16 protein-coding genes are annotated in these 24,189 nt (G+C 34.2%); 4 read left to right on the forward strand and 12 right to left on the reverse strand.

Annotated features, from left to right (window positions below):
• Positions 1–12: 12 nt before the first annotated feature.
• Both GTZ96_RS05845 and GTZ96_RS05850 read right to left on the reverse strand, forming a co-directional pair.
• Positions 13–675, reverse strand: coding sequence for a response regulator (locus GTZ96_RS05845; RefSeq protein ID WP_161641826.1), 663 nt, complete (start codon positions 673–675; stop codon positions 13–15).
• 101 nt (positions 676–776) lie between these two features.
• Positions 777–1,190, reverse strand: a complete 414-nt coding sequence (locus tag GTZ96_RS05850; RefSeq protein ID WP_161641828.1) for a DUF4293 domain-containing protein — start codon at positions 1,188–1,190, stop codon at positions 777–779.
• Positions 1,191–1,371: 181 nt separating this feature from the next.
• Between GTZ96_RS05850 and rho the strand changes: the two genes are divergently transcribed.
• Positions 1,372–3,162 (forward strand): transcription termination factor Rho, encoded by a 1,791-nt coding sequence (gene rho, locus GTZ96_RS05855; protein WP_161641830.1) that lies wholly within the window; start codon positions 1,372–1,374, stop codon positions 3,160–3,162.
• A gap of 118 nt (positions 3,163–3,280) precedes the next feature.
• Here the strand turns inward: rho and GTZ96_RS05860 are convergent, their stop codons facing one another.
• The 4 genes from GTZ96_RS05860 to GTZ96_RS05875 form a co-directional block, all read right to left on the reverse strand.
• Positions 3,281–4,495: an RsmB/NOP family class I SAM-dependent RNA methyltransferase gene (locus GTZ96_RS05860; RefSeq protein WP_161641832.1), complete on the reverse strand. Its 1,215-nt coding sequence runs from the start codon at positions 4,493–4,495 to the stop codon at positions 3,281–3,283.
• Between the two features lie 176 nt (positions 4,496–4,671).
• Entirely contained in the window at positions 4,672–5,559 is an 888-nt protein-coding gene (locus GTZ96_RS05865; protein ID WP_161641834.1) for a dienelactone hydrolase family protein, read from the reverse strand.
• 109 nt (positions 5,560–5,668) lie between these two features.
• Complete coding sequence (locus GTZ96_RS05870) at positions 5,669–7,999, reverse strand: TonB-dependent siderophore receptor (protein ID WP_161641837.1); 2,331 nt, start codon at positions 7,997–7,999, stop codon at positions 5,669–5,671.
• Positions 8,000–8,369: 370 nt separating this feature from the next.
• On the reverse strand, positions 8,370–9,770 hold the full coding sequence (locus tag GTZ96_RS05875) for an alpha/beta hydrolase family protein (RefSeq protein WP_161641839.1): 1,401 nt from the start codon (positions 9,768–9,770) through the stop codon (positions 8,370–8,372).
• Between the two features lie 217 nt (positions 9,771–9,987).
• On the opposite strand from GTZ96_RS05875, the gene pafA reads away from it, so the two are divergent.
• Positions 9,988–11,601, forward strand: a complete 1,614-nt coding sequence (gene pafA / locus GTZ96_RS05880; protein WP_161641841.1) for an alkaline phosphatase PafA — start codon at positions 9,988–9,990, stop codon at positions 11,599–11,601.
• Between the two features lie 52 nt (positions 11,602–11,653).
• On the opposite strand, the gene lysA is transcribed toward pafA, so the two are convergent.
• From lysA to gltB, 3 genes are all read right to left on the reverse strand, one after another.
• Positions 11,654–12,877: a diaminopimelate decarboxylase gene (lysA, locus tag GTZ96_RS05885; protein WP_161641843.1), complete on the reverse strand. Its 1,224-nt coding sequence runs from the start codon at positions 12,875–12,877 to the stop codon at positions 11,654–11,656.
• A gap of 212 nt (positions 12,878–13,089) precedes the next feature.
• Positions 13,090–14,544: a glutamate synthase subunit beta gene (locus GTZ96_RS05890; protein WP_161641845.1), complete on the reverse strand. Its 1,455-nt coding sequence runs from the start codon at positions 14,542–14,544 to the stop codon at positions 13,090–13,092.
• Between the two features lie 4 nt (positions 14,545–14,548).
• A complete protein-coding gene (gene gltB / locus GTZ96_RS05895) occupies positions 14,549–19,063 on the reverse strand; it encodes a glutamate synthase large subunit (RefSeq protein WP_161641847.1) in 4,515 nt (1,504 codons plus the stop codon).
• Between the two features lie 422 nt (positions 19,064–19,485).
• Here gltB and sucC point away from each other — a divergent pair, with 422 nt between their 5' ends.
• Both sucC and GTZ96_RS05905 read left to right on the forward strand, forming a co-directional pair.
• Complete coding sequence (gene sucC / locus GTZ96_RS05900) at positions 19,486–20,688, forward strand: ADP-forming succinate--CoA ligase subunit beta (protein ID WP_161641989.1); 1,203 nt, start codon at positions 19,486–19,488, stop codon at positions 20,686–20,688.
• A 333-nt stretch (positions 20,689–21,021) separates the two neighbouring features.
• On the forward strand, positions 21,022–21,360 hold the full coding sequence (locus GTZ96_RS05905) for a hypothetical protein (RefSeq protein WP_161641849.1): 339 nt from the start codon (positions 21,022–21,024) through the stop codon (positions 21,358–21,360).
• A gap of 99 nt (positions 21,361–21,459) precedes the next feature.
• On the opposite strand, the gene GTZ96_RS05910 is transcribed toward GTZ96_RS05905, so the two are convergent.
• From GTZ96_RS05910 to GTZ96_RS05920, 3 genes are read right to left on the reverse strand one after another with little or no spacing between them, the layout of a single operon-like run.
• Entirely contained in the window at positions 21,460–21,927 is a 468-nt protein-coding gene (locus GTZ96_RS05910) for a DUF1456 family protein (RefSeq protein WP_161641852.1), read from the reverse strand.
• A gap of 39 nt (positions 21,928–21,966) precedes the next feature.
• Positions 21,967–22,995, reverse strand: coding sequence for an aminotransferase class I/II-fold pyridoxal phosphate-dependent enzyme (locus GTZ96_RS05915; RefSeq protein ID WP_161641853.1), 1,029 nt, complete (start codon positions 22,993–22,995; stop codon positions 21,967–21,969).
• A 6-nt stretch (positions 22,996–23,001) separates the two neighbouring features.
• Complete coding sequence (locus GTZ96_RS05920; RefSeq protein WP_161641855.1) at positions 23,002–24,012, reverse strand: dipeptide epimerase; 1,011 nt, start codon at positions 24,010–24,012, stop codon at positions 23,002–23,004.
• Between the last annotated feature and the right edge of the window lie 177 nt (positions 24,013–24,189).

Here is a 24,189-nt window from a genome sequence, read left to right on the forward strand (position 1 = left end):
AAATGATTAAGCTTAGGACTTAATCAAATTGTTTTTTAAGGCAAACTTCACCAAGCTAATGGTGTTTTTGGCTTGTAATTTTTTCATGATGTTCTTTCGGTGCGTTTCGACTGTATTAGCGCTTATAAATAGCTTTTCAGAAATTTCTTTTCCGCTGAATTCCAAAGCAATCAAAGTAATGATTTCAATTTCACGGGACGTTAATTGATAATCAGGATTGATTTTGCTTTTATTTAATTTTGAATTGTTTTTTGTAGCTGTAGAGAATATTTTTTCTCGTACCTGACTACAAAAATATTCTTCTCCTTGGTTTACTACTTGTATGGCTTCGACAATGTTTTCTCCAGCGCATTGTTTGGTTAAATAACCACTAGCCCCCAGTTTCATGACTTCTTGGATTATTTTTAAATCATCATAGGTGGAAAGTACAATTACTTTGCAAGGAAAACCTTTTTTAGAAAATTCCTTCAATACTTCAATGCCATCCTTTTCGGGCATACTGATGTCTAAAACTAAAATGTCCGTGGAATTGTTACTTACATCTTCATAGAGAGTTGTTCCTTTTAAAGAAAATCCAACCACTTTAAAATTAGAAATAGAATTTAATAAAGTACGCATACCATCAATAAGTACTTGATGATCGTCCGCTAAATGAATTCGTGTAGGGGTTTCCATGAGGTGTTTCTAATTACATTCAAATGTATAAAAAAAACCACAAAAAAACCCGAATTTTACATTCGGGTTTCCTTCGCACTAATAAATTAAAATTTATAGGTTTACCTCAATCTGTCCACAGATTTTACAAGATCTTCATCCTTTTTGATCGCTTTATTAGCTAAAACTAATGCTGCGATAGCAATAATAGGCAGAAACATCCCAATACCTTTCTCAGAAACGCCAGGCATTTCTCCAGATAAATTTAGTGAACGATATAAAAACAATCCTAATAAAATCAAATTTAATATGATATTCAATCTGCCAATAACAAATTGATTTTGTCTTTTCTTATAGGATAAAATACTCAGTACCGAAAGAGTTGTGCTTAATCCAAACAAAATAACATAGACTTGACTTTGCATAAACAAGAACGATTTGCCATCACTCATAGTCCATAAAGGGAAAATAAAAGGCAAAACACCTGTGATGATAAAGGCTATAAGTAAATAGATTGTTTGAATTCGTTGTATCATTACTATCGATATTGTTCTACAAAAATATATTTTCTTTTTATAAAATACTATTGTATGATTAAATTTTATTCGTATTATTGCAATACAATACCGTAAGCACTTCATACTGCGGTGAATTCAAAATAAAAAAACTACCTATCTTTTTTAAGGATCCCCAATTAATTAAATTCATAGAACATTCATGTTTGATATTTCTGCATTAAAAGAAATGAAGCTTTCTGAGCTTCAACAAATAGCTAAAGCTGCTAAAACAATAAAAATTAACGGTGTGAAAAAAGATGCCTTAATCACAAGTATTTTGGATTATCAAAATACTTTGGCAGCTACTGAAGTTAATCCGGTAAAATCGGAGGATGCTGACGATAAACCTAAAAGAGTGCGTATTGCTCCTGTAAAAAAGCAAGCTGCTCCTAAAAATGTAGCGCAAATTTCTTCAAAAAGCCAAGAACAATCAACCGAAAATAATTCAGAAAAGCTTGATTTTCCTGTTGAAACAGTTGTAGAACAAGATACAAAAGAGCAAAAAGGGGAGACCGAACAAGAAGTTGTTGCTGCTGAAAAGGCTAAGGTGGTGAAATTTAATAAAGCGACTTACGAAAAGAAAATTGCTTTAAAAAAAGATAAAGAAAACAAGGATGTTGTAAAAGACGCTCCTGTTGTTGAGGAAGTAAAACAAGAAGATTCCGCTAAGCAAGAAGATTCAGTTACTGAAACAGAAGCTGTTGCTCCTGCTGCTCCTCAAAAGAAAATAAATCCGAATCAAAATAAGCAAAATCCAAACCAAAATCCAAACCAACAAAACCAGAATCCTAATTTTAAAAACAAGAAAAATAATTTTAGAGACTCTGATTTTGAATTTGACGGAATCATAGAAAGTGAAGGTGTTCTTGAAATGATGCCTGATGGTTACGGATTTTTGCGTTCTTCAGATTATAATTATTTAGCTTCTCCAGATGATATTTATTTGTCAACATCACAAATTAGATTATTTGGTTTAAAAACAGGAGATACCGTAAAAGGTGTGGTAAGACCTCCAAAAGAAGGAGAGAAGTTCTTCCCTTTAGTTCGTGTGCTAAAAATTAACGGACACGACCCACAGGTTGTTAGAGATCGAATTTCATTTGAGCATTTAACACCAGTATTTCCATCAGAAAAATTCAAATTAGCCGAAAGAGAAAGTACGATTTCAACTCGAATTATCGATTTGTTTTCTCCAATAGGAAAAGGACAACGTGGTATGATTGTAGCCCAGCCAAAAACGGGTAAAACCATGTTGTTGAAAGAAATAGCAAACGCCATTGCAGCGAATCATCCCGAAGTTTATCTTATTGTTTTATTGATTGACGAACGTCCGGAAGAGGTTACTGATATGCAACGTTCTGTACGTGGTGAAGTAATTGCATCAACATTTGACAGAGAGCCGCAAGAGCATGTTAAAATTGCTAATATTGTTCTAGAAAAATCAAAACGTTTAGTAGAATGTGGTCATGATGTAGTAATTTTGTTAGATTCTATTACGCGTTTGGCAAGAGCTTACAATACAGTACAACCTGCGTCAGGAAAAGTATTGAGTGGAGGTGTAGATGCCAATGCTTTACAAAAACCAAAACGCTTTTTTGGAGCCGCTCGTAATGTAGAAAAAGGAGGTTCTTTGAGTATTATTGCTACAGCCTTGACTGAAACCGGTTCAAAAATGGATGAGGTAATTTTCGAAGAGTTTAAAGGAACAGGAAATATGGAATTGCAATTAGATAGAAAAATTGCTAACAAACGTATCTTCCCAGCTATCGATTTAACTTCGTCAAGCACCAGAAGAGATGATATGCTTCTTGATAAAGATACATTGCAAAGAATGTGGATTATGAGAAAATACCTTTCTGATATGAACCCAGTTGAAGCGATGGAATTTATCAATGATAGATTTAGAAAAACTAGAAATAATGAGGAGTTCTTGATTTCAATGAACGACTAAAATCAATGTCAATTTCAATGACAAAATTCAATAATAAAAAACTCCAATTTCGAATGTGAAATTGGAGTTTTTTATTATGCAATTCATTGCTTTTTGATATTGCTATTGTTTTTGAAATTTAAGATTTTCGTTCCATCAAAGCCATATAAAATCCATCAAAACCAGACTCCGAAGCCAGAATTTTATGGTCTTTTATAAAGGTGAATTGTTTTCCAATATCAGTAGTTAAAAAACGCTCTACTTGTTCTTGATTTTCAGAAGGAAGAATAGAACAGGTAGCATATACTAATTTTCCACCTGGTTTTACAATTTTAGAATAGCTTTCTAATACTTCTGATTGAACTTTTCGAATATTGTCAATAAACTCAGGTCTCAATTTCCACTTAGCATCAGGGTTTCTTTTCAAAACTCCTAAACCACTACAAGGAGCATCAATCAATACGCGGTCTGCTTTTTCATGTAGTTTTTTGATCACTTTTGTTGTGTCAATAATGCGGTATTCAATATTGAAAGCACCATCGCGTTTGGCTCTTAATTTTAACTGCTTCAATTTACTTTCGTATAAATCCATTGCAATTAATTGTCCTTTATTTTCCATTAAGGCTGCAATATGCAAGGTTTTTCCACCAGCACCAGCACAAGTATCAACTACACGCATTCCTGGTTTCACATCAAGGAAAGCTGCAACTAATTGTGAATTGGCATCCTGAACTTCAAAAAAACCTTGTTTAAAAGCGTCAGTCATGAAAACATTCGCGCGTTCTTTTAAAACCAAAGCATCTGGCTGGTCTTTTAGATATTCGGTTTCGATATCTAAATCCATCAAAATGGCTCTTAAAGCTTCTTTAGTTGTTTTTAGTGTATTGGTTCTAAGGATTACTTTGGCAGGTTGATTTTGAGCTGTAATTTCTTTTGCCCAAACTTTTTCGCCTAATTCTTTCACTCCTAATTCGTCCATCCAGTCTGGGATAGATTCTTTAAGCGGTCTAATTTTTGAAAGTTCATCAAAACGTCCTTTGATTTTTCTTTCAGGAGTTCCTTCCAGTTGGCGCCAATCAGGAATTGGATATCCTCTTAAAACAGCCCAAACAGAAAACATTCTCCAAAGATTATCTCTGTCAAAAGGTTCTTTTACTTCGGCAATTTCTGAATATAATCTTTTCCAACGAACAATTTCGTATATGGTTTCAGCGACAAATTTCCTGTCAGAACTTCCCCAACGCTTGTCTTTTTTTAGTGCTCTTGCAACTACTTTATCTGCGTATTCTCCTTCGTTAAATATTGCATTTAGAGAATCGATAGTAGTATATACTAAGTTTCTGTGTAATCTCATTTTTATTATTTGAACTGCAAAGGTACTATTAAATGATTTGAAAGTTAAATTATACCGTTTGTTATTTCAAAATAGTCCAATAAAAATTGTCCTAAATGAAATATACAACGGCATTATACCATAATGATTGAGCTATATTGTATTTGGTATTAAAATTTCAATTCTGTTATTTCGTATTATTTTAATTTCTCCTTGAAAAAGTCAATCGTTCTTGTCCAGGCTAAAGTAGCTGCTTTTTCATCATAGCGTGGCGTGGTATTATTATGAAATCCGTGATTAACATTTGGATAAATATAGACTGTATTTGGAACTTTGTTTTGGTTTAAAATGGCTTCAAAGGCTGGCCATCCTTCGTTTACTCTCGTATCTAAACCTGCGTATTGTAATAGCAAAGGCGTTTTAATTTGAGCGGCTTCTTCGGCTGTGGGTTGTCCACCATAAAAAGGAACGGCAGCGTTTAATGTTGGGATTTTAACCGCCATCAAATTAGCAATCCAGCCGCCAAAACAAAAACCAACCACTCCAATGTGACCGTTGCAATCAGGATGATGTTTTAAATAGTGGTAAGCCGCAATGAAATCTTCCAACATTTCGTATCGGTCTCTTTTTTTCTGCATTTCTCTGCCTTCGTCATCATTTCCAGGATAACCGCCTAATGGAGTCAAAGCATCTGGCGCCAAGCTAATAAATCCTTCAATAGCAGTTCTGCGTCCCACATCTTCAATATATGGATTCAAACCACGGTTTTCGTGTACAACGATTACTCCTGGTAATTTTTTATTGCTTTTGCTAGGTTTAGAAAGCAAACCTTTGATTTTTCCTCCTCCTTTTGGAGAATCATAAGTAATATAATCCGAAAAGATTCTTGGGTCATCGGATTTTATGAGTGTCGTATTTACATAATCGGGAGTAATAAAACTCAATAAGGAAGGCAATGTGAGTGCTCCAACGGCAAATACTGAAAGTTTTTCGATAAACTGTCTTCTTTCAATTTTGTTATGAGCATAATCATCGTATAAGTCAAATATTTCCTGACTAATGTCTTCTTTGGTTATTTTTTTCATGGTTGGAATCAATTGGTTTTCAAGATAGCTTAAATATAATTATTTTTTGAAAGTTTTAAAACAAAAAAAGCTCCCAAATAGGAGCTTTTAGAGAAAACCGGAAAGGTTCTTATAATTTGTATTTTAAGCTTGCCATTACTTGACGAGGAGCAATTGGGTTCACACTGTAATTTTCGTGTACTGTGTAATTCAACTCGTTAGTAATATTTGATACTTTACATAAGATTGAGAATTTCTTCCATTCGTAACCCACAGAAGCATCAACTGTAGTGTAACCTTCTAATGGAATATCGCGGTCTCTGATACTTACTGTGTAAGCAGGGTTTGGATTTGGGTTAGTAACTGTTGGTGTAACAGCTGTCCATAAATAATCGTCATTCCAACCTCCTGTACGGTCACCTACATAATTTGCGATTGCTCCAAAACGAAGTCCTTTTAACGCTCCACTAGGTAATTTGTAGAAAAAGCTTAAATTGGCAGTATGTTTCGGTGTTCTTGCTAAAATATCTCCCACAATAAGGCTACCATTTGTACCTGAAGATTTAGAAACCTTCGTTTCATTAAAGCTATATCCTGCATTGATATTTAAACCTTCAGTTGGTTTAGCTGTAATATCTATCTCTATTCCTTTTCCTTTTGTGGATCCTACTAATTCTTTTAAAGTAGTAGTAGCATTTTGTGTAACACCATCAGCTAAAAATTGAGCTGTTTGTGCCAGATTATTGTTTTTAATTATATAGGCTGTTACGTTAGTACTCAAAATCCCTCTCCAGAAATCTTTTTTGATACCTACTTCGTATTGGTCAATTATCGAAGGATCTAAAGGTTTTAAGTCAACTGTCGTTCCTGTATTAGGTGTAAACGAGTTAGAGTAACTGGCAAACAAAGATGTTTCTTTATCCGGTTGGATAACTAATCCTGCTTTTGGAGAAAAAGCTCTGTTTAAGGATTTAGCTCCTGTTGTAGGTTTTGCATTTTCATAAGCTGTTGTGATAGTGTTCTTCCCAGCAATTTTTTCGATTACTTCTTTGGTTGTAGTAACTTCGCTTTCTTGCCAAGACCAACGAATACCTCCTAAAATTTTGATATATTCATTGATTGAAATTAAATCTTGAGCATAAGCTCCAAAACGTTGCGTATCGGTAGTTGCTAATTGTGTTATTCTACTGCTAAATGGTACATCACGACTTTCAGTGGCGTAATTATAGTTGAATAAATTAATAGCTTTAGCTTCTGTAGTTATAAGATCTGCTGGGGTTGCTGCGGCATAAAAACCAAATGTATAACTTGGTGCCATTGAATTTTCATAATCAACACCAGTAAATATTTGATGTTTGATACTTCCTGTATTGAAAGTTCCTTGTAAACTCAATTGGTCTCCAAATATATTTTCGGCAGCGTCAGATTTTGTTAATCCACGTTTCCAGTCACCATTGGCGACAATTGTATTTAATTGTGCAGTAGATGTTTGTGTTCTTCTATAGGATTGAAAAGAAGAATTGAAAGCTAATTTCCAGTTTTTATTAAAATCATGGTTAAATAAAATAGATGCACTAGCTGATTTTGTATTTCCGTTAGACCAAAGGGCTCCAAAATAAGTATTGCGAGGAATATCTAAAATAGTTTTATCAACGATTCCAGTTCCAAAATCAGGAGTCCAATCGGCACTTAAATAATCTCCTTGTACTGTAATTTGAGTTTTATCAGTTACATTAAATAGGAATGAAGGGTTGATATAGACACGTTCGTTTTTTACATAATCTCTAAAACTTTTTGAGTTTTCATAAGAACCAGTAAAACGGAATGCAATAGATTTGTTCAAAGGGCCATAGAAATCTACTGATGGCTTGTAGTAATCATAACTTCCAGCCTGCATTGTAATTTCTCCACCTTTAGTGAATTTTGGAGTTTTTGTAACCAAATTCAAAATTCCTCCTGGAGTAACATTCCCGTACAATAAGGCTGATCCTCCTTTTAAGAATTCTACTTTTTCTAAACCAGAAACCTCTGGAATTGAACCTGCATTGTAACGGAATCCATTTTTAAACATATTATTAGCAGACATATCATATCCTCTTGACCATAATGTTTCAGAAGCACCACCACGAGCCGAACCTACATAAACACCATTTGCATTTTTGATAACTTCACTTAAGCGGATGGCTTGTTGTTGGCTTATAATTTCATTATCTATGACTTGAACACTCTGTGGTAAATCCATCAGTTTAATACCCGATCTTGATGCCGAAACAGGTCTTTGAGGTTTGTTTCCAGTAATAACAATTTCTCTAAGAATTTGTCCTTTTTTGTTTTTGATAGTGTCAAAAGGATTTTCGTTGATTTCTTTGGAACTATTATGATCTAATGCCGAAGCCATTTCTTGGGCTTGAGTAGCTAGAGAAAATAATAATGCTATTGATGGAAGTAAGATTCGTTTCATTCTATATCTTATTTGGATTTATTTAAAATAACGATGCAAATGTATAACCTGAAATTGGTTTTTCAAAGGGTTATTTGGAATAAATAAAAATAAAAATCAACAAAAGGCTTGTAAGTTGTTTGTTATTTATTTAACAGAATTTTTGTAGTTTGAAAAAAGCTGTTTTTTGTTTGTGTTTTTTCGTTGTAATTGTTTGATTAGTAGCGGTTTTTTGTTTCTTGTTCCGAAAAAGTTAGTTTTGTTGTACTTGTTGGAGAGATAAAATAGCGAATCACTTTAGTTAGTGAACTAGAAATAATTTTGCCGATAAAAATGTCTTTTGGAGCGGTTCACAGTAATAATTTCACTGATTTTAAGTGAAACTATCTTTTTATTTGATGATTTTTGGAGGATTGAGGTAGTTTTTAAAGAAGCTATAAAGTGTATTTAAGCTGGAAGCTGTTTGTGGAATAGCATGTCCTTTCCCATAATTCACCAAAGTAGATGTTGGAATACCTAAATGGTCTAATTTGGCTTTAAAATGTGTAATTTGATCTTGATAATAAGGATCGTCGTCTGTATTATAGAAAAATAGAGTAGGAGCTGTTGTTTTGGTTTCAACCAAATAAGAAGAACCCATTGATTCCCATAATTTTCTATTTTCTTCTAATGAATCCCAAGCCCAAGGACATCTCAATTCTAAATTTTTGTCTCCATCATCAGCAGTGTTGTAAATAAGAGTATAATCAAAAACACCTGGTCCTAGTGTTGCAGCTTGTACATCATCAGAAACTCCGATATGGAAACCAGCGTTTTCTAGTTCAGTAATTTTTTTATCTCCAATAGCCATAGAGCCTGCGGTAGAGCCTCTTGAAAATCCAAAAACACCTATTTTACCCGAAAGCCCCATTTGTTTACCCAAAGCACGCAAGGTTCGAATAGCCGATTTTACTTTTTGTGCTGCATCTGGATTGGTTTCATAAGATTTGTAAGTATCATTAGCACCGTTAACGGGTTTCCCTTTACCCCATGGACAATATTTAGGATGGTCCGCTATTGCCCAAGCCATTCCGTTAGCAGGAGCACCCTCGAGAAAGGAATCATTAAAGCCCGCAAAAGAATAGGCAAGGTTAAGTCTTTGGTCTTTATAGGCATCATTTAGTGTGCCTTTAACTTGATCGTAATTTGCATAGCTGTTGCTATAAGAAAAAGATAGAATTACAGGCACTTTAACCTTAGGATTAGCAGGATAAATAATATCCATGTGCAAAGAATCGCCAACGGTATATTGTTCCGGTGTATTGTAGACTTTAGGATTATCGATAAAATAGCTGACATCTCTTGCTATACGATAGCCTTCAAATAAAACATAGGATTTGTATTGAGAGCAGTTTTTATAACCGCAAAAATTTCCAGCTGCTATAGAATCGTTGATGGCTATGATGTCTTCGTTTATTTTTAGCGCTTTGGCATTGCTATTTTTAGCATAATTAAGTTCAATTACGCGATAGCCTTGGGATAGCAACCAATTCACATCTTTTTTGACGCTGTTTCGGCCAATTTTTTTAATAGCAAGATTTTTTAAATACACTACCGTTGGATAATTGCCAGCGTAATCTTTTATAGGCTTTTTTGATTCGGTTGATTTGTATTCTATAGTAGAGCCTGTAGTTTTGCTAGTCCATTTTCCGGAAGCTGCCCATGAACTTAAAGTTACCGATAGGATAAGTAAAAGGACAAAAAAATATTTTTTTGATGAGAAAGTTAAAAAAGAGATCGAATTGTATTTCATTATATTCTTGTTTCGAACAAAGATTTCTAATAGTAGGCTAATTGTAAAAGTACAAATACAAAAGTAACTTTTTAAACTTTGATTTGAAATCAAGATTTTCAGTATTTCTTTCTAATGCTAGAAGTTGTTTATGGTTTGTTTTCTGTTCTTAGATGATAATTTCCTGATGTAGACTCTGTGTTTAATTTGTATTTTTGTTTTCTATACCTAAATTATTATGAAAAAAATATTTTTACTATTTACTACAATTGCAATTTTTAATGCTAATGCACAACAAAGACCGAAGTTGGTAGTGGGGATTGTTGTTGACCAAATGAAGATGGAATACCTCTATCGTTTTTCGGATGATTTTTCGGCAAATGGTTTTCGTCGACTGATGAATGATGGTTATGTTTTTCATAATACACATTATAATTATATGCCTACTTATACGGCACCGGGTCACGCATCAATTTATACAGGAACTACACCTGCTATTCATGGAATTGTGGGGAATAGCTGGTTTGATAAGACTATTGGTAAATCTAGGTATTGTACAGATGATGCTTCGGTTTCTATTTTAGGAACGGGCGATTCAGACGAAGGACAAATGTCTCCACTTAATTTGGAAAGCACCACAATTACTGACGAATTGCGTATGGCAACAAATTTTAAAGGAAAAGTTATTGGTATTAGTGCTAAGGACAGAGGAGCTATACTTCCAGCTGGGCATTTTGCTAATTGGGCATTTTGGTTGAGTGATTCCGGAAATTTTATATCCAGTACTTTTTATGGAAAGCAATTGCCTAATTGGGTTTCTGAATTTAATTCTAAGAAAAATTACGAAACCTATTTGAATAAAGATTGGACTTTGCTTAAGCCGGAATCCGTTTATGATAAAAGTTTAGCCGATGATAATCCGTATGAAGGGCTTTTGTATGGAAGTAAAAAACCGGTTTTTCCATATAATTTAAAAGAAATGTATGCTAAAAAAGGAGTAAAGGTGATAAAGTCAACTCCTTTTGGAAATGATTTTTTAGCTGATTTTGCTAAAGAAGCTATCGCCAATGAGAGTTTGGGAGAAGATAGTATTACCGATTTTTTAGCAGTCAGTTTTTCTTCAACGGATTATGTGGGACATTTAACAGGACCGCGTTCGAGAGAAATTCAGGATACTTATTTGCGTTTGGACAATACAATTGCTGATTTTCTGGCTTATTTAGATAAAAAAGTGGGTAAGGGTAATTACTTGTTGTTTTTAACTGCTGATCATGCTGCTGCTGAAAATGTGAGTTTTTTAAAGGATAATAAGTATGCAGTTGATGCTGTAGGTTATAAAGAATTGACTACTCAGTTGCATGAATTTTCTAAAACTAATTTTGGAACTGACCTGGTATTGAATTACTCTAATTACAACGTGTTTTTCGATAAGAAACAAATTCAGGAAAAAGGGCTTTCTTTGGATAAGGTAAAATTAGCCTTTAAGGATTTCTTGATGAAATTACCACAAGTAAAACGAGTTTATACGGAGGAAGAAATTTTGGCAGGAACAACAGCAGATTATTTTTTGACTTATATTACTAAAGGTTATGATCCAAAGCAAAATGGTGAATTGGTAATTCTTGATAAAGCGGGTTATATTGAGCATGAAGGTACAGGAACTTCGCATGGAACTCCTTATAGTTATGATACACATGTGCCATTGTTGTTTTATGGCTGGAATATTAAAAAAGGAGAATCTTTTGATAAAAAAGTAATTACTCAAATAGCGCCAACCATTGCTCAAAAAATCAAAGTTACTTTTCCGAATGGTACTGATGCCAATGTGCTGACAGAAATATTAGAAAAGTAAAAGCATAAAAAAAGGGACTTTAAATAAGTCCCTTTTTTATAGTTTGATTTTATTATTTTCCTATTGCTGCAGTTGCAGGTAATGGAATTTGATTTTTTAATAAATCTTCAAATGTTTCGTGAGCTCTAATTAAGTGCCCTTCTCCATTAATCCACAATACTTCAGCTGGTTTGTATCTTGAATTGTAGTTAGAAGACATAGAATAGCAATACGCTCCTGCGTTTCTGAAACAAAGGATGTCACCTTCGGCAATTTCCTGAATTCTACGGTTGCTGGCAAAAGTATCTGTTTCGCAAATATATCCTACTACAGAGTAAAAACGCTCTTTTCCTTTTACATTCGAGATGTTTTCAATGTGGTGTGATGAACCGTAAAACATTGGACGAATCAAATGATTGAAACCAGAATCAATTCCTGCAAAAACAGTAGAAGTAGTTTGTTTTACTACGTTTACTTTTGCTAAGAAGAAACCTGCTTCGCTCACTAAGAATTTTCCTGGTTCGAAAATTAAAGTCAGTTCTTTACCATATTCATCACAGAAAGCATTGAATCTTTTAGATAATTTTTTACCTAATTCTTCAATATCCGTTTCGATATCGTCTTTTTTGTAAGGAACTTTAAATCCGCTACCAAAATCTAAGAATTCAAGATTTTTGAAATTTCTAGCTGCATCAAATAAGATTTCAGCAGCATATAAGAATACTTCAATATCTAAAATATCAGAACCTGTGTGCATGTGAATACCTACAATGTTCATATTAGTGTTTTCAACAATACGCACTAAATGTGGCAATTGGTGAACTGAAATACCAAATTTACTATCAATATGGCCTACTGAAATGTTTTCGTTTCCACCAGCCATAACGTGAGGGTTGATACGAATACATACAGGAACAGTTGGATGTTTTGCTCCAAATTGTTCTAATATAGATAAATTGTCAATGTTTATTTGAACTCCTAAAGCGTGTACTTCTTCAATTTCTTCAAGAGAAACACCGTTTGGAGTAAAAAATATTTGATCAGGAGAATATCCAGCGTGAAGTCCTAGTTGTACTTCTTGAATAGAAACAGCATCTAAACAAGATCCCAAATCTCTCAATAATTGAAGAATGGCAACGTTAGACAACGCCTTCATAGCATAATTGATACGTAATTTTTCTACTTTAGAAAAAGCTTTAGTTAATCTGTCGTATTGTGATTTTATTTTGTCGGCATCATATATATATAAAGGACTGCCAAATTGATCTGCTAATTGAAGTAAGTCTTTTGATTGCATTGCTATTATTTTTACACAAATTTATTATTCTTTATCGATACTACAATAGATAAATATAAAACTAACAAATTCTAACAATAAGTTATATAATGAACCTTATGTGAGTTTTTTAACGTTTTTTATCACATTGTGTTTATAAAGTAAAATGCTTGAAAACAAAAAAAGCTATCTGAAATTTCTTTCGGATAGCCTTTTTTTAGTTTTATTGAGTTTTACAATGGAGGTAAATCTCCACCTTCTTTAGTAGGAAGGTTTGTAGTTCCCATTAAGTATAAATCTACTTCTCTGGCAGCCTCACGACCTTCAGAGATTGCCCAAACAATTAATGATTGTCCTCTTCTCATATCTCCCGCAGTAAATACGTTTGGAACATTTGTTTGGTAATTGTTTGCTTTGTAATTACTTCTGAAATCAGTTTCAAGACCTAATTGTTCTGCTAAAGTTTTCTCTGGACCTGTAAATCCTAAAGCTAATAAAGCTAAGTCACATGGCCAGATTTTTTCAGAACCTTCAATCTCGATTAATTGAGGAGCTTGTCCTGGAACCATTTTCCATTCTACATTTACAGTTTTAAGAGCTGTTAATTTACCATTAGCATCTTTGATGAATTCTTTGGTATTGATTAACCAGTTTCTGTCACATCCTTCTTTGTGAGAAGAAGATGTTTTTAACTGTAACGGCCAGAAAGGCCAAGGAGTTGATTCGCTTCTTCCAACAGATGGTTTAGGCATAATCTCAAAGTTAGTCACTGATTTTGCACCGTGACGGTTTGATGTACCCACACAGTCAGAACCTGTATCTCCACCTCCAATTACGATTACATCTTTTCCAGTTGCTAAAACTTGATTTTCAATTTTTTCTCCAAAAACAACTTTAGTTTGTTGAGTTAAGAAATCCATTGCTTGAACTACACCATCAGCATCAGCACCTGGAGTTGGTAAGCTTCTTCTTTGAGTAGCACCACCACAAAGTACGATAGAATCAAATGCTTTTAAATCTTTGATATCGTAGTTTATTCCAACATTAGTATTTACTTTGAAAGTAATTCCTTCTGCTTCAAGGATAGCAACACGTCTGTCGATAATTTCTTTTTCTAATTTGAAATTAGGAATTCCGTAACGCAATAATCCACCGATTGCATTGTCTCTTTCAAAAACAGTAACAGTATGTCCTGCTCTGTTTAATTGTTGTGCAGCTGCTAAACCAGCAGGTCCTGAACCAACAACAGCAACAGCTTTGCCAGATCTTACTTTTGGTGGTTGAGGTTTAATCCATCCCTCAGCAAAGGCACGCTCCACAATATTTTTTTCTATATTTTCAATAGAGATTGGCTCATTAATAATTCCCAATACACATGCTTTTTCGCATGGAGCAGGACATAAACGTCCTGTGAATTCAGGGAAGTTATTTGTTGAATGTAATATCCAAGAGGCTTTTTGCCATTCACCTTGGTGTACCATGTGGTTGAAATCAGGGATTAAATTCCCTAATGGACATCCACTGTGGCAAAATGGAATACCACAATCCATACAACGTGATCCTTGTTTTGTAATTTCAGCTTCACTCAAAGGAACTGTAAATTCTTTATAATGTCCTACACGCTCTTGTACTGCTGTGTATGATTCATCTTTTCTTTCGAATTCTTTAAAACCTGTTACTTTTCCCATTGTATTATGCTGTTAATTCTTCTACCATTTGTACCTCAGTTTCCAAACGCTTTAATGCTTTTTTGTATTCTGTAGGCATTACTTTTACAAAATTTTCTAAGCTTGTATTCCAATCACTTAATAATTCGATACCTTTTGTACTATTAGTGTACTGTACGTGTCTTTCAATTAAGTTTTTCAATTCGTCAGCTTCGTTTCCTTCAATTGTTTCAAATTCGATGGTTTCAGTATTACATAAACCATTTTTGAATTTGTGTTCAGGATCGTAAATATAAGCGATACCACCACTCATACCTGCTGCAAAGTTTCTTCCGGTTTTACCTAGAACAACTACTTTTCCACCAGTCATGTACTCACAACCGTGATCTCCTACACCTTCTACAACTGCTGTTGCACCCGAGTTACGAACTGCAAAACGCTCTCCAGCAATACCGTTGATGTAAGCTTCTCCTTCGATTGCACCAAATAAACAAACGTTACCTACGATAATGTTTTCAGAGGCAATAAAAGTGGCGCGAGCTGGTTTCTTGATGATTAATTTAGCTCCAGATAATCCTTTTCCTAAATAGTCATTTGTATTTCCTTCAACAGTAAAAGTTAATCCGTGTGCACTAAATGCTCCTAAACTTTGTCCTGCAGAACCTGTGAAATTGATATTTAAAGTGTCTTCCGGTAGGCCTAAGTGTCCGTATATTTTAGAAATCTCGTTACTAACAATAGCTCCCACTGAACGGTCGGTATTCTTAATAGGATATTCTAAAGTCATTTTTTCTTTTCTGTATAAAGCACGGTGAGAGTCTTTCAAGATTTGGAAATCCATAACATTCTCTAATCCGTGATCTTGTTTTTCAGTATTACGAACCGTCAAGTATTTGTATTGATCTGGTCTGTGTAAGATAGAAGATAAATCTAATCCTCTTGCTTTATAATGTGTAATGGCTTTGTTAGAATTGATTTTGTGTGTTTGACCAATCATTTCTTCTAAAGTTCTGAATCCAAGTTGTGCCATGATACCTCTTAACTCTTCTGCAACATAGTAGAAGAAGTTAATTACATGCTCAGGAGTTCCTTTGAAATTTTTACGCAATTCTTTATCTTGAGTAGCAATACCTACTGGACAAGTATTCAAGTGACATTTACGCATCATGATACATCCGGAAGCAACAAGTGGAGCAGTAGCAAAACCAAATTCTTCAGCTCCTAATAAAGCAGCGATAGCTACGTCACGTCCTGTTTTTAACTGTCCATCACATTCTACAACGATACGGCTTCTTAGGTTGTTTAGTACTAAAGTTTGTTGTGCTTCAGCCAATCCAAGTTCCCAAGGAAGACCTGCGTGTTTCAATGAAGTTAATGGAGAAGCTCCAGTACCACCATCATAACCAGCAATTAATACAACGTCAGCTTTTGCTTTAGCAACACCAGCAGCAATTGTTCCAACACCAACTTCAGAAACTAATTTCACGTTGATACGTGCTTCTCTGTTAGCATTTTTCAAGTCGAAGATTAATTGTGCTAAATCCTCAATTGAGTAAATATCGTGGTGAGGCGGTGGTGAAATCAATCCTACGAAAGGAGTTGAGTTACGAGCCGATGCAATCCAAGGCAATACTTTTTCACCTGGTAATTGTCCACCTTCTCCAGGTTTTGCACCTTGAGCCATTTTAATTTGAATCTCTTTTGCACTAGATAAGTAGTGAGAAGTTACTCCAAAACGTCCAGAAGCTACTTGCTTGATAGCCGAGTTACGACTGTCACCGTTTACATCCGGTTGGAAACGAGTTCTGTCTTCTCCACCTTCACCTGAATTAGATTTTCCTCCAATACGGTTCATAGCGATAGCCAAGTTCTCGTGTGCTTCTCTGGAAATAGATCCGTAAGACATTGCTCCAGTTTTGAAACGTTTTACGATATCAGTCCATGGTTCTACTTCGTCTAATGGAATTGGATCTAAGTTGTCAAATTCGAATAAACCACGGATGGTCATTAAATTCTTAGCCTGATCGTTTACAGTTTTTGCATAAACATCATAACTGTCTTGATCGCTTAAACGTACTGCTTGTTGCAATTTAGCAATAGTAGTAGGGTTGAACATGTGTCTTTCCCCGTTACGTCTCCATCTGTATTCACCTCCAATGTTTAATCCTAAACGGTTTGGAACTAATACATCAGGATAAGCATATTGGTATCTTTCGTTGATTTCTTTTTCAATTTCATACAATCCAATACCTTCAATTCTTGAAGCAGTGTAAGGGAAGTATTTTTGAACAAATTTAGAGCTGAAACCAACAATTTCGAAAATTTGAGAACCTCTGTATGAATGTAAAGTCGAGATTCCAATTTTGTTCATGATTTTTAAAATACCTGAACCAATTGCTTTGTTAAAGTTATCAACTGCTTTTTGTTCGCTAATTCCAGTGATGAATCCTTCTTGTACTTGTACGCGAATGATTTCGTTAACCATGTATGGGTTAATTGCACTTGCTCCGTAACCAAATAATGTTGCAAAATGGTGTGGTTCACGTGGTTCGGCTGATTCGATAATAATATCAAAGTAAGAACGCTTACGCAAACGGTTCATTTGGTGGTGAACATAAGAACAAGCTAATAAAGCAGGAATTGGGGCAAACTCTTTATTTACACCTCTATCAGATAAGATAATGATGTTAGTTCCTCTATCAACTGCTTTGCTGATTTGATTGATAATGTCTTCTAAAGCATTTTCTAAACCATTTAAACCTTTATCTTTTGTATATAAAATTTCAATAGTTTCTGCTTTGAAATTATCGATATCAATATTTCTGATTTTTTCTAAGTCATCGTTAGAAATAACAGGATTTTGAATTCTTAATTTTCTACATTGTTTGCTGGAAATATCAAAGATGTTTCTGTCTTGTCCTAATGCTAAACTAATATCAGTTACAATTTCTTCACGGATACCATCCAAAGGTGGATTAGTTACCTGAGCAAATAATTGTTTGAAATAGTTAGGAATTAATTGTGGTCTATCAGATAAAACAGCAAGAGGTGTATCGATACCCATTGAACCCAAAGCTTCTTTTCCAGCTTGAGCCATTGGCGTAATCATATCTTGGATGTCCTCTAAAGTATAGTTGAATAAACGCTCTCTAGTTTTTAAATCGATAGTTTCGATTGGACAAACTTTAGTTGTAGCAGGAACGTCTTTCAGGTTCAAACGGTATTGTTTCAACCATTCCTGATAAGGTCTTTCAGAAACAATTTTGCTTTTGATTTCCTCATCATTGATGATACGTCCTTTGTTCATGTCTACCAAGAACATTTTTCCTGGCTCTAATCTACCGTGGCTTTCTACATCTTCCGGATCAACAGTTACAACACCAATTTCTGATGCCATAATCAGTTTACCACTTTTAGTTACAGTATAACGAGAAGGTCTTAAACCATTACGGTCTAATAAAGCTCCTACATAATCTCCATCAGAGAAAGGTACTGAAGCTGGTCCATCCCATGGCTCCATGATACAAGCATTGTACTCGTAGAATGCTTTTCTTTCGTCAGACATGGTTTTGTGTTTTTCCCATGCTTCAGGAATCATCATCATCATTACTTCAGGTAATGATCTTCCAGTATGTGTCAATAATTCAACTACCATATCCATAGAAGCAGAATCTGATTTTCCAGGTAAGATGATAGGGAATAATTTTTCGATTTGTGGTCCAAAGACATCACTTTTCATGATTTCTTCACGTACACGCATTCTACTTACGTTACCTCTTAAAGTATTAATCTCACCATTTTGACACATGTATCTAAAAGGTTGAGATAATTCCCAAGTAGGCATTGTATTAGTAGAGAAACGTTGGTGTACTAAAGCCAAACGAGTTACTAAATCCGTTTGTTGTAAGTCAGTATAATATGGCCCAATATCCTCAGGCATAATGATACCTTTATATATTAAGGTAGTAGTAGATAAACTTGGTACATAAAAATAAGAACTTTGCGATATTTTAGAATTCGCAATAGCATGTTCTGTGATTTTACGAGCAGCATATAGCTTAGCTTTAAAAGTAGCTTCGTCAATAACTTCGCTTTGACCAACAAAAACTTGTTCGATAGTAGGTTCAGAAGCTGATGCAATTTCACCTAGTTGTGTAGAGTCTACAGGAACTTCTCTCCATCCTAGAACAGTAAGTCCTTGTGCTTTAATTTCTTTTTCAAATATGTCTTTACAAAAAACGTATTGATTTTGGATTTTAGGTAAAAATACCATTCCAACAGCATATTCACGTGCAGCAGGTAATTTGAAATCACAAACTCTATTGAAATATTCGTGTGGAATGTCAATCAAAAGTCCAGCTCCATCTCCCGTTTTTCCGTCAGCACTTACACCACCACGGTGCTCTAGTTTTACTAGAATCTCTAATGCGTCGTGTATAATTTGATTCGTTTTCTCACCTTTAAGGTTGCAAATAAAACCAGCTCCACAGTTTTCATGCTCGAATTCTGGCAAATAAAGGCCTTGTTCTTTAAGTTTCATGCTTGATAATTTTTTCTACAAAAATAGATATTTCATTAAATATAATCCATCGATTTGGAGTATTATAAGCCACTTTTACAGGAATAATAGAAAAATGTGTAATTAATAATAATAATTGCATTATTTGTGCTATGTATTAACAAATCGTTAATTAAGCTTTGTTTTTAGGGTGTTATTTTGACAATTATTTCTGATTTTTTTAAATTCAATATTGAAAAATTCAATGCAAAAACGTCTGTTCGTCCTTTTTTTAGCTAAAAAACCTTTTTTTGGTTGAAAAAAAACTGCAAAAGCATCTTTTTTTAACTTTATTTATAAGATATTTTAAATCACTAAAAAGATTGTTGATTGTAAGTTCGTTTTTGCTACTTTTGTCGGACTTATTTTCTGAAATAAAATCAGATTCAGATAAAATCTATATTATGAACATACACGAATATCAAGGAAAAGAGATTTTAGCTAGCTACGGAGTACGCGTTCAACGCGGAATCGTTGCTAATAATGCGGTTGAAGCTGTTGCTGCTGCAAAACAATTAACTACCGAAACTGGAACAAGTTGGTATGTTGTAAAAGCACAAGTTCACGCAGGTGGACGTGGTAAAGGAGGCGGGGTTAAACTTGCTAAAGGAATTGACAAAGTGGAAGGAATTGCAAGCGAAATTATCGGAATGCAATTAGTGACTCCTCAAACATCTGCTGAGGGAAAAAAAGTACACAAAGTTTTAATTGCTGAAGATGTTTACTATCCTGGTGAATCTGAAACTTCTGAGTTTTATGTTTCTGTTTTATTAAACAGAGGAACAGGTCGCAACATGATTATGTATTCTACTGAAGGTGGGATGGATATTGAAGAAGTGGCTGAGCACACACCTCATTTAATTTTTACTGAAGAAATTGATCCTAATGTAGGATTACAAGGTTTTCAAGCAAGAAGAATTGCTTTTAACTTAGGTCTTTCAGGAAATGCTTTTAAAGAAATGGTGAAATTCATCGATGCATTATACAAAGCTTATATTGGTTCTGATGCTTCTATGTTTGAAATCAACCCAGTTTTAAAAACATCTGATAATAAAATTTTAGCTGTTGATGCTAAAGTAAATATTGACGATAACGCTTTATACAGACAAAAAGCATATGCTGAGATGCGTGATATTCTTGAAGAAAATCCAATCGAAGTTGAAGCTAAAGAAGTAGGATTGAACTATGTGGATCTTGACGGTACTGTAGGTTGTATGGTAAACGGTGCAGGTCTTGCAATGGCAACTATGGATTTAATTAAATATGCAGGTTTTGAACCAGCTAACTTCCTTGACGTAGGAGGAACTGCTGATGCTAAACGTGTGGAAACTGCTTTCCGTATTATCTTGAAAGATCCAAACGTAAAAGCTATTTTGATTAACATTTTTGGAGGAATCGTTCGTTGTGACCGTGTTGCTCAAGGTGTTGTTGATGCTTACAAAAACATGGGAGACGCTATTAAAGTGCCTATCATTGTTCGTTTGCAAGGTACAAATGCTGAAATTGCAAAAGAATTAATTGATAATTCAGGTATGCCAATTTTATCTGCTGTTCAGTTTCAAGAAGCTGCTGACCAAGTACAAGCTGCTCTTTCTGTAGTTTCTTAATTAAGAAATTTAGTTATATATCAAAATTCTGTTCGCCGCGGCGAACAGAATTTTTTGTTTACAGCCCATTCCTCTTGATTATCAATCTTTATATTAATTTAATATTATCTGGATAATCGATGCGTTTTTTTGATGATTTACCCTTTTTTGTGAGATTAATGGAATTTTAATCATTCTTTTTTATAAAGCTTTTATTTTTAGTACAGATAGTTTTTACACTTCGTAAAAGTTATAAAACGGAGTCTTTTATGTTTAGGTTAAGTAATTGTTTTTGTGATTTTTATGTTGGAAATCGGTGGTAATTTTGACCTGTAATTTAAAAACAAAGAAATCATGAAAAAATTATTTTTATCTGTTATCGTTACTTTATTTATGAGTACAGCTTTTGCTGCGGATAAGTCTCCAAATACAGCAAAAAATTTTGATGAGACTTATAGAGAATTGACTAAGTTATTGAACACATATCCTAATTTAGGAGGATTAGACCAGGACGTTGTGGTAAAAGTAAGAATTGCAATCAATGAGAATCATGAAATTGTGGTGATGAGCACTGATACTACTAACGAGGATTTGAATTATTATATTAAAAACACCTTAAACTATCAAAAGCTATTAGCTGAAGAATTGAAAGTTGGAAAAGGACTTGTTTTTCTGATTAAGTTTACTAAATAGTCTAAAGTAATTTAAACAAAAAAAATCCCGATTTCGTTTTAAGACGAGATTGGGATTTTGTTTTTATGATTGTAAAGAAAATAAAATTTTAGTTTAAACTTAAGATTTTTTTCCTTTACCGTTATTGAACTTTACTTTTTCGACAACCTGAATTTTAGGAGCTGTTTTTGAATTACTTTTCTTAAAAGGTTTTTTTGCAGTAGTACCCGATTTTGAAGGTTTTTGATCTCCTCTTCCTTTTTCTTCATCTTTAGCAGCGGCTTTAAATTCAGAACGTTCTTTGGTACTGTCTTTTTTCGGAATCTCTGCTTTGTGTTTTGCTAAAACATCATTTGGGTTTTTAGGATTTTCTTTAGTCCCACGCAAATGAATAACCAAAGCATTTAAAAAATTACGTAAAACCTGGTCACCACATTCTACATAATTAGGATGTTTTTCATCACGGAAAAAAGCCCCTAATTCTGATTTTGAAATTCTGAAATCTACTAATTCCAATATTTCTACTATTTGGTCATCACGAAGCATTAAAGCCACGCGTAATTTTTTAAAGATATCGTTGTTTGTCATTTTTGTATTTTTTACAAAGGTACGTTATTCTGGCATTAGCTAATCGCATCGATTGAGGATTTCAATTATTTTGTCCAAATCCTTCTTCTTGTGATTGGCTGTGATGATGATTCGATTCAAATAATCCGTTTCTGAAGTGTATTTAAAATTGGTGATAATGATCTTATTCGACGCTAAAATAGTATTGATGTTTTCGATTCGGGGATAAATAACGGGGTAGTTTTTATCAAACAGAATGTTAGTATTGGGAATCAATTTCGAATGAATATAAGCCAAATTTTTTCTCAATTTTTTGTTTTGCTTCCAATAAATCTTTTCGGCATCAGCTAGGGTTTTTACAAAAGCGGGATTCATCCCGGCACTCGAAACAAAAGTGTCATTTGCCTTGATTTTATTGATGAAATCAATGTCGCCGGCAATCACACCTCCTGATAATCCCATGGCTTTTCCTAAAGAAGAAACCATGATTTTTCGTTTAATGTTAGGTTGATTTATCGTCGAAAAAACACCATTTCCATCAGTGCCTAAAATTCCTAGCGAATGCGATTCGTCAATAACTAAAGTAATTTCTTTGTGATTGGGAATTTGTTCTAAAACAGAAAGTGAAACAGCAGTTACGGTATTAGTCGCAACAGCATCGGTTAGGATTGTAATTTTTTCTGGTTTGTTATTTAATAAACGCGGATTTAATTCCTCGTTTATAAAAAACGGAATACTATCACCGTTGCTAATAGCAACATGATTGTCTGGAAAATGATAGAAAACCGCTGTTTCTGACTTTAAAGTTTCAAGAACTAATTTTCCGGCTAACATACCAGAAGAAACAGTAAGAGCAGCTTCGGCTTGAATGAATTTTGCTAAAAAAGTTTCTCCTTTTTCGTAAGCAGTCAGTTTGATATTCGCATTTCTGGAACTGCCATAAGCCGTTCCCCAGCGGGTAATATTTTTAAAGAGTATTTTTTGAAATTTTTTATTTGGCGGTAGGCCTAAATAAGCTGTCCCGCCAAAATATAAATAGTTGCCTCCGTCGATTTTTAAGACCCGATCAGGGAATTTAGTTACTTTCATTAACTGTTATTTTAAAATAACTCCAGTTCCATTCAATGCTGAATAGCCAATTTTCCCATCTTTAATTTGTACTCCGCTGGCAATATCTTCGGATAAAAGTAAGGCACCATCCATGTCAACATAATCCAATTGTGGTAACAGATGTGCAATAGCTGAAATTCCGACAGAAGATTCCGTCATGCAACCCACCATGGTTTTTAATCCCAGTTTTTTGGCTTGTTGAATCATTCTTCGGGCAGGAGTCAAACCTCCACATTTCACCAATTTGATATTTATACCATGAAAATGATTGTAACATTTAGCAACATCTTGTTCAATGATACAGCTTTCGTCAGCAATGATAGGTAAAACAGAGTGTTTGTAAACAATTTCGTGTCCTTTCCAGTCGTCCGCTTTTAGCGGTTGCTCCAGAAATTCGACACCTAGTTTTTTTAATTCGATGGCATTATTTAGGGTTTCTTCAATTTCCCAACCACAATTGGCATCAATTCTAAAAATCGCATCGGTATGTTCTCTTAAAGCTTTTACAATGGCAATATCTTCGCTGGTTCCTAATTTTATTTTATAGATAGGCCATGGCAATTCTTTCATTTTAGCCACCATTTTATCGATAGAATCAATTCCGATGGTATAATTGGTTAAAGGATTTCTTTCGATGTTGTAATCCCAAAGTTCATGTAGCTTTTTACCTTTTTTTCGGGCGTACAAATCCGTGTAAGCCATGTCCAACGCACAAAGTGCAAACATATCATGCTTTAAGTAAGGATGTACTTTTGCCCAAAATTCTTCAGGAGTTTCGTCAACAGTGGATTCGATAAGCGTTTGTATGGCTTCTAAATCCTGTTTCATCATTGGCACACTAATATTGTAATAAGGATTTGAAGTTGCTTCGCCATATCCAGAGAATCCACCACTTTTTAATTGTACAATTAAAGAAGGCTGAATATCAATTGACTCTCTAGAGATTGTAAAAGTGTGCTTTAATTGTAGCTCGTATTCTCTAATTATCAATTCCATAATAGTCGCGTTTTATGATAAAATTAAGCTATAAAAACGAATATTATTTAGTGTAGATGAAGAATTTTGATTTTCTGATTTTTTTTATCTCATTTTGCAGATATCATAAAAAAGGATATCGATAAAAGCGGTTTATGTAAAAAGTGGTTTTCGGTTCTAAGTATTTATATTCCCAAA

The organism is Flavobacterium undicola (assembly GCF_009909155.2).
GTDB lineage: Bacteria > Bacteroidota > Bacteroidia > Flavobacteriales > Flavobacteriaceae > Flavobacterium > Flavobacterium undicola.